The organism is Pullulanibacillus pueri (assembly GCF_014639255.1).
Lineage (GTDB): Bacteria > Bacillota > Bacilli > Bacillales > Sporolactobacillaceae > Pullulanibacillus > Pullulanibacillus pueri.
The window spans coordinates 67,133-80,973 of the sequence record NZ_BMFV01000020.1 but is presented as its reverse complement, the minus strand read 5'-3'; the positions used below and the strand labels follow the sequence as shown (position 1 = coordinate 80,973).

Here is a 13,841-nt window from a genome sequence, read left to right as displayed (position 1 = left end):
AAAACTAAATAAATTATAACAATAGTCCATACCTAAACTATAGGTGTGGACTATTTTACGCTTACGGCGAATTGAGCGTTCTACCCGAATAGCAGTGGTATTATACTTTTCTGCGATTTGTGGATATATGCCTTTCGTTATACTCGATAAAGTAGAGAAATCTTGGCAAACTATTGTAATGGCATCTGTTAGATAGCGATGTCCTTTGATATGCGCGGGCACACCAATTTCAAGAAGGAGTTTCGATATTTCCAAATCTAGTCTATCCTTTGAAAAACCTCTTTTTTCGTGACTTGCCTTCTCCTTAACATTTGCTGTTGCTTCACCATTATTTAAGCCCTCAAAATAGGCAACTTCCGCAAGATGATAAAGGAGTTCATGCATATAATCCTTATCATTATAATCTATCGCCTTCTGCAAACGTTTGACAGTTTTCTGTACTGTCTCTCTCGTTGCTTTATTAAGCTCCATTTTATGACCTCTTTTTTGTTGAGATAATAGTTTTAGTGATTGACGTTTTCTTTTATGAAAGTCCTCTTTAAAGAACACACAAGAAACCCAATAAATAAAAGCTTATGATTCACTTAATAAATTCAGGGGAGTTAATGATAAAGAAACCTAAAATAGTCGATAGCAGAGAAAAGAAAGTAGAGACTATAATCATTTCGCTCAAAGAAATGAATTATCTTGGCTTTATCCGATTTAACCATCTTTCAGTTTAAAATAAAACAAATATCCTAAAAAAGTACCCAATGTATTCAAAATCACATCATCAATATCTGTGCACCGGTTAGGCATGAACAACTGAGTGATCTCAATCATCATTGATAATAGGCAACCTATACCTACTATCCTCCACTTATTCTGATTGGGTAATCTCATTGATAGGGTAAAGCCAAAAGGGATAAACAACATGACATTTCCTATATTATTAATGATGAAAGAAGAGAAAGACGCAAAGTGGAACATAGCCAGTGGATTCAGGTTAAGGTGCCCCTTTTCCACGCCAATCCCTAAGGAGCTATGCGGTAGAAAAGTAAAAAATAAAATAAATAAGATGGATAATACCAACAATGCATTTTTGCGATTTGTCACTATGTGCCTCAAAGGATCAATCTCCTAGTTCTTTAAGAATATATTCAACAATAGCATGAATCTGATCACCCTTATCAACGGATTCATCAATCTGACTGTTCAACGTAGCCAGAAGTTTTTCATCGAACTGCAAATCCATCACTTCTTCCCAGTCAATGAGGTAACAGCGATTCCGATCTTGCAGATATTGAATAGTATTCTCGTCTTCATTCATTCCTCGGCGGTGAACGATAATCAGTGGTTTATCTGATTGTAATGCCTCACTGATTGTTCCCCATCCTGGCTTGGAAATAATGATATCAGCCGCAGCTATGAAGTTCTGTGATTCGGTATATTCAGTGGGTATTTTATATATGTTCTCTCCATCAACATTCGTATTGCTTGATACGATAAACACACAATGATCATTTTTCCAAAGGCTATAATGATCCAAACTCTCTACATCGATTTTCATCCCAAGACCAAAATAAACGATAATCTTATCTTCTTCAGGATTAACTGCATCTCTCATTCTCTTAACTTCCTCACTGTCAGCTTTACGAGAATAAAAGCCAAACGATCGATTACCTTCCTCAGTCCATACTGGTTCAGCTCCACCTGCCAATTCAAGAAAATGATCCATATCCTGATAAGCAGTAAATAAGGGGTCTAATTCTTCTTCCGTTAACCAATCTTTATAAGCTGTATACCAAGTGAAATTTGATATTCCTATGGTTGGTATTTCTAATAATTTAGCAGCTGTAAACGGAAAAGGCGGGACGTCACCAATCACCAAATCAACAGATTGTTCCATCAAAAAGTGCTTTTCACTCTCAATATAATACCTTGCTCCATCAAGAAAACCATAGTAAACCCTTTTAAAACGCTCTATGTCTGGCTCTATACTATCCCTCTTAAGAATGTAGCCGATATCGTTTTGCACTTCTCTAAACTCAACTCTTCCATCCCAACTGTGCGGCAATTCTTTACATGATGCTTTAATAAATTTCATCGCAAATTTGTTACAGATAATTACTCGAATATCATCTCTAGTCTTTAATAATTCTCGTATCACAGCAATGCTCCTCGTTGCATGGCCAAATCCATAATCAGAGATATAATATGCAATAGTCTTCATTGTCATCTCTCCGTGTGTAAGAAAAAAGAGAACGCTATTGTTCTCTCCTCCTGCTATTCTATACTTTTAAGATATAACCTTAGACTTTGATTTATTAAATGCTTTAATAACATCTTCCCAGTCAAAGTATAAACGGATCACATCTTCATTACTTATTCCTGCACCTGTTTGTACTTCGATAAATTCAAGATCCGTAATAGCACGAATCCCATGTTTCTTGCCAGCTGGTAGATGTACAATATCTCCAGCCTTCACTCGGGTTAAGCTATCATTTAACGCAAGCTCACCTTCACCTTTAGCAATCGTCCATACTTCATCCCGTAGATTATGATAATGGTAGGTTGAATTCTTATTTTTTATAATATGAATGCGTTTAGTCACCATTTCTTCTTCATCATCATATTTGGCATAATCTAAAGTCCGTGACCAACCCCAAATCCGCTCTTCGTACATAGGTGGGTGGTCAAAGTCACTAATTAAATCCTTGATCCCTGGACTTGAGGCCTTGTCCGTTACAAGAATACCATCTGGACTGGCAGCTACGACAATATCCTTAACCCCATGAACAGTCACAGGTATATCCAACTCATTTACCAGATGTGTATTAATAGATTCATCACTAATAACACCCTTGCCAATTTGTGTGGTGGCCATTTCTTCAGTAAGTGTATTCCAGGTTCCAAGATCCTTCCAATAACCATCATAAGGAAGCGCAACAATTCTATTAGTCTTCTCGACTACTTCATAATCAAAGCTGATCTTCGGTATAGTGGAATACTGTTTCAACAACTCTTCATATTGAATGGGTAAGCCTTTTTCAACAAGTAGATTAAGAAGGTAATCGAGTTTAAAGGCAAAGACACCACAGTTCCATAAGGCATTCATCTCTATTAGACTTGCAGCCTGTTCTTCACTGGGTTTTTCGGTAAAATGACTCACCGTTATATAATTACCTTTATTATCCTTAGGTATAATATAACCATACTTGGAGGACGGATAAGTAGGTTTTACACCTATTAAACCTAAATCCGCACTTGAATCTTCGAGAACAGTTTCAATACCTTTTAAATTTTCAAAAAAATCATTATCTACATAAGGGTCAACAGGAAGAATTGTAACCATCTCATCTGGTGATACTCCCTGAATGGAATATAAATAAGAAGCGGCTAACGCAATCGCCGGAAACGTATCACGTCGTTCCGGTTCAATTACAACAGGAACATCCTCACCTATTTGGGAGTGAATCATATCTTTTTGAAGTTTGGAGGTTGCAATAATTGCCTGATCAGCTAATCCTACTGAATCAAGCTGTCCCCATACGCGTTGAACCATTGACTGCTTATCCTTATTATCATTATCTAAAACCTTTAGAAACTGTTTAGATCTAGTGTCATTGGATAAAGGCCAAAGACGTTTACCTGACCCACCTGAAAGTAAAACTAATTTCAAAACGTCCCCCTCCAACCATGTTTATAGGCTTTTTAATACTTCTCTATACTTATTAATAGACGTCTCTCTTCTTAGATGTTTTTCCAAATACTGTCTACCGTTTAAGCCAATCTGTTTTCTCTTTTCTCTATCTAATTCATAAAAATACTTTATTGTTTCCACTATATTTTCATAGTCTTGTGGTTCTACAACGTGTCCGCAACCACTCTCATCAATCAGTCTCTGCGCTTCACTACCCTGCTCTAAAACTCCAAGAATAGGTTTACCAGCTGCCATTACTCCGTAAATCTTACTTGGAACTGAAACACCCTTAATCCCTTTTTGGTTTACAACAAGGTGAAGATCGGCTACATTAAGAGAATACTTAATAAACTCTTTAGGTTGATAGGGTAAAAATAGGACATTTGAAATTTGATTTTCTGTTACATAATCTTGCATTTTTTGTTTCATAGCACCTTCGCCAATAAAAACAAAAACTATATCTGGTTGATCTATAAAGTCTTTTGTAACCTTTATTAAGTTTTCCAAATCGTAGAACAATCCAAGGTTACCTGAGTACATGACAACAAACTCCCCATTCAAATTATTCTTAAAAATGAATTCTTTAACCTACTTTTCATTTTTATCTAGTGGGACAACCTCGTCTTCATTAGTCCAATTATTAATTACTATATTTGAAGGTACTCTCTTATTATTAAAACGTTCCTTTAGCGTTTCGGACATATCATTTCCTACAACCACGACTTTATCAGCATAGCGACAATTCAATTTATCAAAGAAACGCGCTACTTTAAAAATAGCTTTATTTGTATAATCAACTGCAGCAGCCTGTTCAGGATTAAAATCTTGAATATTATATAAATGTTTAGCTCGTTTGAAGAACTTTCCAATAGTTCCAATTAACCCACCTAAAATTGGAGGTTGAGAAATCGTATAAATTACATCCAAATTTTTTTCTTTTAATAATGCAATTTGTGCATAAATAAAATAAGAAAGAATATATTTAATACGACTAACCTTCGAAGTCTTATTCACCTTAGGTAATTTTATTCGTACAACTTTTATATTTTCCAATTGATCAACTTGAAATCTTTTAGTTGATTCTTCTTTTTCACCAGCGTACCCCGGTTGTGCAGCAAAGACTGTAATGTCAAAATCATTTTGTAAATCAATACATAGTTCAGTCATTAACTGACCTGTTGAAGCCAGATCTGGGTAAAAATAATTAATTACAAAAGCAATTCTTTTTTTGTTCATATGACACCTCATACTTAAAATGAGCATAAACCTTTTTATTCACTATTTTATCTTTTGCATATCCTCTGATACCATTATTCGTACTAGGGAATCAAACTTTGTTTTAGTTGGATTCCACCCTAATTTATTTTTAGCTTTTGTCGGATCACCAAGTAATTGTTCTACTTCTGTCGGCCTAAAAAATTCAGATGAAACTTCAACTAAAACCTCACCTGTACCCTTATTTATTCCTTGCTCTTCCACACCTTCACCTTGCCACTCAATTTCAATTCCAGTATATTTAAAAGCCAATGTTGTAAATTCACGAACTGTATGCATTTCACCCGTTGCAATAACAAAATCCTCTGGTTTATCATGCTGTAAGATTAACCACATGCATTCTACATAATCTTTAGCATATCCCCAGTCTCGTTTAGCATCTAGATTACCTAGGACCAATTTGTCTTGTAAACCTTTTGCAATTCTCGCAGCAGCAAGTGTAATTTTTCTTGTTACAAAATTTTCCCCTCGGCGTTCTGATTCATGGTTAAATAAAATGCCATTAACTGCGAACATTCCATATGATTCACGATAGTTCTTAGTAATCCAGAAACCATATTGTTTTGCCACTGCATAAGGAGAGCGTGGATAAAAAGGAGTCTTCTCGGTTTGTGGGACTTCTTGAACTTTGCCATAGAGCTCAGATGTAGAAGCTTGATAAATTCTTGTTTTATCTTGTAACCCTAATATACGAACAGCTTCAAGAATTCTTAATGTTCCAATACCATCAACGTCAGCTGTATACTCTGGTATCTCAAAAGATACTTTCACATGAGACATCGCGGCGAGATTATAGATTTCATCTGGCTGGATTTCAGATATTAATCGGATAACATTAGATGTATCAGTGAGGTCACCATAATGAATAAAGAAATTTTCTACATTTCTTAGTTCTTCAATATATAAATGTTCAATTCTTTCTGTATTAAAGGATGAGCTTCTTCGAATAATGCCATGGACTTCGTAGCCCTTTTCAAGTAAGAATTCTGCTAAGAATGAACCATCTTGTCCTGTTACTCCCGTAATTAACGCCTTTTTCATGAATAATCCTCCGCTTACACCGTTTTGAGTTTCTCTACTTCGTTGTCTAAGAACCAGTGATATGCCTCTTTAAGCCCTTCTTCTAATGAAGTGGAAGCTGTCCAGCCTAATGATTCAAGTTTTGCCACATCGACTAATTTACGAGGTGTTCCATCTGGTTTCGAAGAATCAAATTTAATGTCACCTTTGTAACCAACGACAGTCTTAACTTTCCGTGCTAACTCACCAATCTCAATGTCTTTTCCGACACCGATATTCACTATTTCGTTACCTTCATAGTGATCCATAAGGTAAACACAAGCATCTGCTAGATCATCGGAATACAAGAATTCCCTTTTGGGTTTCCCCGTACCCCATACTTCAACAAACGGTGCATTGTTTTCTTTCGCTTCATGAAACTTACGAATCAGTGCAGGTAACACATGAGAGGTTTTTAAATCAAAATTATCTCTTGGTCCATAAAGATTGGTTGGCATAACAGAGATATATTTCGTTCCATATTGCCTGTTATAGGATTCACACATCTTAATGCCCGCAATTTTTGCAATAGCGTAAGGCTCATTGGTTGGTTCAAGTTCACCCGTTAACAAGTATTCTTCCTTCATGGGTTGTGGTGCGAGTTTTGGATAAATACATGTGCTTCCTAAGAACAGTAATTTTTTCACATCATATTTATAGGAAGCATCAATCATATTGGTTTGTATCATCAAATTATCTCTAATAAAGTCAGCAGGATATTCATTATTGGCGACAATCCCGCCCACTTTAGCTGCTGCTAAAAAGACGTATTCGATATTTTCTTGTTCGAAGAAATCCAAAACAGCGTTATAATCTCTTAAATCAAGTTCACTTGAAGTTCTGGTAACAATATTGTTGTACCCCTTCTTTTCAAGGTTCCTATAAATCGCTGAACCAACTAAACCTCTATGACCTGCAACAAATATTTTTGAAATTCTTTTCATATCCCAATATTCACCTTCCTTTAGAGTGTCAACTCAATTATTTTTACTAACTCAGATATTATCCTCATTGATTTTTAGTATATGTCTTAAATTCAAGATAAAAATTATTACTTCAGAAATAATAACAACCAATGCCATTCCAAACTCATGTAGCCAAAGTGTAAGAGGTCCTGAACTAATCATAAAAAGAATAGCAGCTATTAAATAAATTTTGTTCAAGCCTTTCGATCGATTCATTGCATACGCAATTCTAGCCATTATAGTATTCATTACACCTAAAAAGACTATTACCGAGAAAAATCTTATTAATGAAGTGATTTGCGGACTAGATGAACCATAAACAACTTTAACCAAAAAAGGAGAAAAAAAGCACAACATGACTGAAATAGTTATTGAAAAAATTAATCCAAAAACTAATAATTTTTTCCTGAATTTATTAAATTTCTCCTTTCTATTCTCATATAGATCACATAAATAGGGATAAACAGCTTGTGTTATAGGTTGTGATAATCCAAAAAATGCACTTTGAATTTTTTGACCAATTCCGTACCTTCCAGTGGATGTATTCCCAGAAATAAATCCTAAAATAACAATTGGTCCTTGATTATAAAAGTTAATCCACAAGTTGGTCATAAAAATGTACTTTCCTTTTTTTAACTCTGATATTAATCTATTAACATCTATAATAAATTCAAATTTTATGTTTAGATTTTTTTTTACAAAAAAGATAGAGAAAACACCAGGTATTACAAAATAAAGAGTTTGAAAAAAAACTGCAAGGTTAAGATCATTTTCACCATTAATGAACACAAAGATTAATATGGTTACGATAGCTTTTGCCACTATATTTATATAGGTGATATACTTCATCTTCTCCAAACCTTGATATAACCACAAAGGAAATAATGTGTTACCAAATATAATAAGATAACCAATAAGATAAGTTATCTTATTCCCATCAAAAAGGGGAAAGACTTCAACAACTAGAAAATAGATTAGCCCAACAATCACAGAAATAATAATTTTTACTGTTAAAATCACATTATAAGTTTCATTAACTTTATTATGATGAATTTTATTAATAGAAATTTCCCTTGTTCCTGAAATGTTAAATCCAAAATCAACAAATACATTTAAGAATTGCATGATAGCAACGCAAAATACTAGTATTCCATAATTCTCAACACCGAGTGATCTTACTAAAAAAGGGAAGGTGATTAGTGGGAAAATATAATTACTCCCTTGCAATATAATTAATGAAATTATATTGCTTAACAACTTATTCTGTTTGCTAAAAAATTTACTCATGAGATTTCCTTCTTCTATATAATTAACCCTTAATTGACCTAGGCATTTTTAAGAGAGATTTAAATTTAACCTTTAATTTCATAGGTAATAAAATTTTTATTAATGTTTTTAACAGTATCCTAAAACTTATACTTCCTTTAAAGAAACCATTGAAACTAAGATAAGCAGCCCTTATTTTTTTATTTTTATAAATTAGATTATCTACAATTATTAAAACAACAAAAGCCCACTTCGCCTTTTCTGAAAGCTTCTCCTCGTTGTCTCTTAACCAATTCTCAGAAACATGGCTGTTCTTATAACTATTACTAATCCTGTCATCCCTATCTCCAACGTTCCAAACCGTTAGACACTCATCATAATATAAGAACTGAGCATTATTATTCCTTAGCCTTAGGCAAAAATCCCAATCTTGATGTTTTTTTAAATTGGAATTAAAAAGGGTTGCCTTTGCTAACGAAGAAGAGATCATATATGTGCTTGTCTGTACTGTATTTTTGCCAACCAAAATATAATCCATTATGTCCTCTTTTAAACTTAATGACTTATTTTTTCTTAGTTGTGTAGAATCCCCATCCTTGACTAATAATCCGGTGAAACACATTATTTTACTAGAATCCAAATTAGAATCTAATATAAAATTTAACTGTTTCTCCAATTTATACGGAATCCATTGATCATCAGAATCTAGAAAGGTAATAAACTCTCCTTTACTTAAGGAAATTCCAATGTTTCTAGGTTTCGTTCCTTTAGTATTTTCTTTTAACTTTATATATTTAATCCTTTTATCCGTTATATTCTTTACTATACTTTCCGTATCGTCTGTAGATGCGTCATCAACGATAATTAACTCAAAATGTTTATAAGATTGATTAAGAATTGAATTTATTGTTATGCTAATATTTCTACCTCTATTAAAAGTAGGAACTACAATACTAATTAATGGTGTTTTATAAGTCATGGCAATCCCTTTTCCGATTTTTAAGAGTTTTAGTTCATTTAAACTCGTTTATTTTTTTCTCTTATAAGCCACAAAATTAATAGTGTCGGAACTAAGCTTTTTAAGATAGTTACAATTGTCCTTGAAAGGTCGTTACCAATTAATAACATTGCAAGTGGCAAAACAAATATGCTATATAATAATACCGCTGTCTTATTTTTCATTAAGAGTAATGGATGGAATGAACGATATAAAACCGCCAAAAACAATCCTAAAAAAAACATTCCAACTATTACCCCGACCACACCAAAGTTCCAATATAGCTCAACCATAAATCCAGGTGGTCTTCCTCCACCGCTATTATTACTAAAATCCTGCCCGTAAACCTCTGATCCAAAACGGAAATCTAATGATAAAGGTTTCTCTGGCCAAAGTGATCGAGGAATAGGAGAAACAATCCACTGAATAAGACTCTCGCCATACAAATAATTAACATTTTTCGGGATCTCTTCTAAAGCAACTGAAGTTTTAGCTACCCCAAAAAAATTCCCACTACCAAAAATATTCTCTGCAATTGAAGATAAAGAAACAAAATCAGTCACGTCTTCACTATTTTTGCTTGCCCTCATACCAGTCATTACCAGGATTATGATTACTACCATAATAATGGACAGTGCGACTTTCATCTTTGGCAGCCGTTTTTGTTTTGACTTTCTAGAACCCAAATAATACCATATTATAAAAATAGTTAACATAAAGTTTACTAACTGACCTCGAACACTTGTTAAAACTGGAAAAGCTAAGGTGACAATTCCAGTAAGAAACAAAAGAAAACCCCATTTTGAAAGCAACCTCTTACGCATTGATAAAAATAAAATAAGTGCTAATGCAAATGCTAAACTTCCTAAAGAAGCGAGCCACCCATTGTAGCTTAATGTTACACGGTGACCATCTTCAAATAATGCCCTTTTTTTTGAAATATCAACAAAAGAGTCTATTGATATCCCCATAGCATGAATAAATAATATTATCCCTATAAAGGCTACTATGGAAATCAACCAACTTATGAGAGAAGTACGTTTCTTATCCCATTCAAGATTATCAATGTATTTCAAATTTAATATTTTTGTACTATGACCTAAAATATATCCTAAGGACAAAGCAATTAGCCCAACTATTATCAAAAACTGACCATTGTATAATATATTTTTAGAATATCCATTGAGTAATTTACTATGAGTATAGGAACTAGTTAAATCAATATAAATTGATCTACCTGTAACCCCTATAAAAACGTTTAATATTATAAATGACAAGGGTTCAAATAACTCATATCTCGCTCCACACATATGTTTTACAACTATTACCAATCCTAAAATTAGAATGGGTATCAATCCTATTATCGAAATCAGAGGTCTTCCCCCTTTTTATAAGACTCATTTATAAATAAAATAAAAATTAGGAGTTAGTTTAAAAGTGTTTAACTAAAATTCAATTTTTAAAATTTAATTGAACCACAATTAACGAAAAAGCCAACTCTAAATTGTTGAAATTGCTTCCTTTAAAAATTTTATTTGATCTGCTTTTTCTTTTTCCAATACTCTTGCATCCAATTGAACTGGCTTGTTTTTAATCTCTGAAAGACATTCAAACCTATCAAATAATCTAGATCTTGGAGAAGGAGTAAATAACATTGCTGGTTTTCCATATGCTAGAGTAGCAACGCAAGCATGTACACGGTCAGCTAATGTTAACTGAGTATTTGCATATACTGTAAAGTAGGTAAATGGTTCATCAGAAGCAACAGCATTTTTATGCCGATATATCTTTCTTGTTATATGTGGATTAAATCGATGCTCAGGACGTATTATTTTATATCCTTCAATTTCCGTTGGGAGATTTCTAAAATCTAATTCATGACCGAAGTATGCCTGCCACTTACCTAAGTCAGAAAAAAACTTTTGTAACCTTGAGTGCTTCAGTCCCCAAGATATTCCCTTATATTCAAAAGATTTATCTGCTTTCTCAGGAATATCTTCCCTATTTCTAGAAGTGAAAATATTAGGTTCAGCCCATCTATCAAAATTTAAAGTAATATAAGGTCTCTCAGTGACTAATTCAAATGGTTTATATGCATCTGGAACAAAGAATGCACTGTCGAGGCCGTTATACGTAAACTCACATATATCTTTAAAAGCCTCATACGTTTGAGGATCCCTAGTACTTAAAATAAATGGTTTATATAATTTCAAGAACTCTCTGTTTGCCTTTTTTTCCTCATCTGTATGTTTAAACATTGCCGCACCTAAGAGAATTATCTTTGTACCTCTTTTAGTTAATTCCTTAAACGTTTCCTCCCATAACTTTCTGAAATTAATTGTTAGCATTGGACCCTGCAATACTATAAAATCCGTTTTTAAGTACTTTAAAAGACCAACATCATTCTTAGGATTACCTTTACTTTGATCATTAAAAGTTCTATAACCTGGTTGGTCCTGTATAAATTCTATTTTGTAATTTCCAAATATCTCTTCAAGAATCTTCTTACCACCAATATTAAAAAATGCATTCCCAATATTTTGTCCCCAAAAACCAGAAACCAACGCTACTGTACCCTTAGTATTCACCCTTATTCCCCCGGCTGTATCTTTTATTCTTACTACTCAAAAACACTTCTATTAAATTTTCTATATATTTATCTTGAGTATACTTCTCTAGATATAGCTTTCTACTAGTCGCTTCCATCGCTGGAATTTTCTCATTGTCATCATAAATACGTTTAATAGACTCTTCTACATTATCAACCGAACCATTTTTCATTAGAATTCCATTTCCTTTAATCAAATCGGGTATACAACCCCTATTAGTAGATATAATTGGTAAGGCTGCTGACATACCTTCTAATATAGAAAGAGGTAGCCCCTCCACTTTATAGTTACTCGGTAGTACCATTAAATCTGATTCTAATAACAAGTTATCTTTATCTTTTCCTCTTACTGTACCCAAAAATTTGATTTTATCTTCATATCCACTCTCTTTTATCAATTTGATAGAATTTTCATATTCATTTCGATCATATATTGCACCGGCTAGTTTTAGATTTATTCTATAGTTACTTTTTAACAAATTCAATGTCGCCTGTATTAAATTAAAAAATCCCTTTTCTTTAATTAAATTACTAAGATAAACTATCTTCATTTCATTATTTGATCTTTGTTTATCCTTACTAAGGATGTCCTTATCCTGAAATCTATCTTGAATACCATTTGGAACAACACGGATATCCTTAACTAGACCACAATAATTACCACTTAATTGACTGCCTAAAACAATTCCAATATCAATCTTCTTAAAAATGGTATTAACCCAAATTTTTTCAAACCCACTCATTCTCGATATTATATTACCCAAGTTATTTCCATGAAGATGGGTCACTATCTTTTTTGCCTTTTTACTAGCAAAATTAATAAAGCTCAAATCTCTTAATAAACCAAACCTACTTTGAGATAAGGAAATATAGAATATTTCATATTTCCTTTTTTTAAATTCTTTTTTGATTTTTTTCCGTACTTTGAAATCCCTCAAAACTTTTCCAAAAGTCCATTTCCCCACTTGCCCACTTCTTCTTCCCATACTTGTATTAATTGTCGTTGGTATATAATTATCATTTAATAGTTCTGATTCAACTAATGTTTGTATTGCAACGGTTTCACCTTGTATAGGTTCGGGTAATGGTCCAACTATCATTATATTATCCTTCAAATGAGCACTTCCCTAAGAATTTCATTAAGCATAATTTCACACATCAATTATTATAGTTTCTATTTAAATTTATTTTAGTTCATTATTTTACCTAAATCCCTTAAAATATCCATCCAAAAATTAAGCATCAGTCTTTAATTAAACGTAGAAGTTTATAAGATTATTAATACTCAAAATCCTAATAAGCACCTTTCTTCAGGATTACTGTCCCAATAGTTTTTAACAAAATTTTTAGATCTAAGGTAGATGATTGATTGTAAACATAATACAACTCAATATCCACTCTTTCTGGGTATCCAACATTACTTCTTCCACAAACTTGCCAATAACCAGTAATTCCAGGTTTAACCGATAAGAATGCCTCTTCTTTTCCTTTATATTCCCTCAATTCCTCCAATACTACAGGTCTTGGTCCTATTAAACTCATATCACCTTTAAGCACATTAATTAATTGAGGTAGTTCATCTAAGCTAGTACTTCTTAAAAATCTACCTATTTTCGTTATTCGCGGATCTTCATCGGGTTCTAATTTATAATTATTATCAATGTATTTCTTATATAAAACCTTGTTTTCTCTCAACTTTGTTTCCGCATTAACTACCATAGATCGAAACTTATAGATATGAAATCTCTTACCATTTTTGCCCACTCTTTTTTGTCTGAAGAATACCGGTCCTTTTTGCTCACCTTTGCTATAGAGGATCACAATGAAAATGAATAATGGAGAAGTAAAGATAAGAGTAAATAGCGCTCCAATAATATCAATTAATCTTTTTGATATAAAAAACAACTTATGACTTTTTACATGTTCATCATAACTTTGGCTATATTCATGACTAAAGGTGATCTCGACTTGTGATTTATTTAGAGGCAT

General features: G+C 33.0%; 12 protein-coding genes and 1 pseudogene. All 13 read right to left on the bottom strand.

The window, feature by feature from the left end:
• A partial coding sequence (locus IEV91_RS13240) for a sporulation initiation factor Spo0A C-terminal domain-containing protein (RefSeq protein ID WP_188497891.1) occupies window positions 1–471 on the bottom strand: 471 nt, incomplete at its 3' end.
• Between the two features lie 231 nt (window positions 472–702).
• On the bottom strand, window positions 703–1,095 hold the full coding sequence (locus IEV91_RS13235) for a VanZ family protein (protein WP_188497890.1): 393 nt from the start codon (window positions 1,093–1,095) through the stop codon (window positions 703–705).
• A 16-nt stretch (window positions 1,096–1,111) separates the two neighbouring features.
• Window positions 1,112–2,212: a glycosyltransferase gene (locus IEV91_RS13230; protein WP_188497889.1), complete on the bottom strand. Its 1,101-nt coding sequence runs from the start codon at window positions 2,210–2,212 to the stop codon at window positions 1,112–1,114.
• A gap of 66 nt (window positions 2,213–2,278) precedes the next feature.
• Window positions 2,279–3,661, bottom strand: coding sequence for a sugar phosphate nucleotidyltransferase (locus IEV91_RS13225; protein ID WP_188497888.1), 1,383 nt, complete (start codon window positions 3,659–3,661; stop codon window positions 2,279–2,281).
• A gap of 21 nt (window positions 3,662–3,682) precedes the next feature.
• A pseudogene (locus tag IEV91_RS13220) lies at window positions 3,683–4,918 on the bottom strand (glycosyltransferase family 4 protein).
• Between the two features lie 42 nt (window positions 4,919–4,960).
• The gene (gene gmd, locus IEV91_RS13215) at window positions 4,961–5,998 is read right to left on the bottom strand and encodes a GDP-mannose 4,6-dehydratase (RefSeq protein WP_188497887.1); all 1,038 of its coding nucleotides are present in this window, start codon (window positions 5,996–5,998) and stop codon (window positions 4,961–4,963) included.
• 14 nt (window positions 5,999–6,012) lie between these two features.
• A complete protein-coding gene (fcl, locus tag IEV91_RS13210; protein WP_188497886.1) occupies window positions 6,013–6,960 on the bottom strand; it encodes a GDP-L-fucose synthase in 948 nt (315 codons plus the stop codon).
• A gap of 51 nt (window positions 6,961–7,011) precedes the next feature.
• The gene (locus tag IEV91_RS13205) at window positions 7,012–8,268 is read right to left on the bottom strand and encodes a flippase (RefSeq protein WP_188497885.1); all 1,257 of its coding nucleotides are present in this window, start codon (window positions 8,266–8,268) and stop codon (window positions 7,012–7,014) included.
• A 22-nt stretch (window positions 8,269–8,290) separates the two neighbouring features.
• A complete protein-coding gene (locus IEV91_RS13200) occupies window positions 8,291–9,226 on the bottom strand; it encodes a glycosyltransferase family 2 protein (RefSeq protein ID WP_188497884.1) in 936 nt (311 codons plus the stop codon).
• 38 nt (window positions 9,227–9,264) lie between these two features.
• Window positions 9,265–10,599, bottom strand: a complete 1,335-nt coding sequence (locus tag IEV91_RS13195) for an O-antigen polymerase (protein ID WP_268236399.1) — start codon at window positions 10,597–10,599, stop codon at window positions 9,265–9,267.
• 144 nt (window positions 10,600–10,743) lie between these two features.
• Window positions 10,744–11,832 carry a polysaccharide pyruvyl transferase family protein gene (locus tag IEV91_RS13190; protein WP_188497882.1) on the bottom strand — a complete coding sequence of 363 codons (1,089 nt, stop codon included), beginning with the start codon at window positions 11,830–11,832 and terminating at the stop codon, window positions 10,744–10,746.
• Window positions 11,822–12,952 carry a glycosyltransferase family 4 protein gene (locus IEV91_RS13185; RefSeq protein ID WP_188497881.1) on the bottom strand — a complete coding sequence of 377 codons (1,131 nt, stop codon included), beginning with the start codon at window positions 12,950–12,952 and terminating at the stop codon, window positions 11,822–11,824. The genes IEV91_RS13190 and IEV91_RS13185 overlap by 11 nt, the downstream gene beginning before the upstream one ends.
• 193 nt (window positions 12,953–13,145) lie before the next feature.
• Window positions 13,146–13,841 (bottom strand): sugar transferase, encoded by a 696-nt coding sequence (locus tag IEV91_RS13180; protein ID WP_188497880.1) that lies wholly within the window; start codon window positions 13,839–13,841, stop codon window positions 13,146–13,148.

What these genes read in the sequence shown, in the direction of transcription:
- gmd (WP_188497887.1), bottom strand. Translation starts at nt 5,998, where the DNA reads ATGAAAAAGGCGTTAATTACGGGAGTAACAGGACAAGATGGTTCATTC.
- fcl (WP_188497886.1), bottom strand. Translation starts at nt 6,960, where the DNA reads ATGAAAAGAATTTCAAAAATATTTGTTGCAGGTCATAGAGGTTTAGTT.
- IEV91_RS13230 (WP_188497889.1), bottom strand. Translation starts at nt 2,212, where the DNA reads ATGAAGACTATTGCATATTATATCTCTGATTATGGATTTGGCCATGCA.
- IEV91_RS13185 (WP_188497881.1), bottom strand. Translation starts at nt 12,952, where the DNA reads ATGATAGTTGGACCATTACCCGAACCTATACAAGGTGAAACCGTTGCA.
- IEV91_RS13200 (WP_188497884.1), bottom strand. Translation starts at nt 9,226, where the DNA reads ATGACTTATAAAACACCATTAATTAGTATTGTAGTTCCTACTTTTAAT.
- IEV91_RS13180 (WP_188497880.1), bottom strand. Translation starts at nt 13,841, where the DNA reads ATGCCTCTAAATAAATCACAAGTCGAGATCACCTTTAGTCATGAATAT.
- IEV91_RS13205 (WP_188497885.1), bottom strand. Translation starts at nt 8,268, where the DNA reads ATGAGTAAATTTTTTAGCAAACAGAATAAGTTGTTAAGCAATATAATT.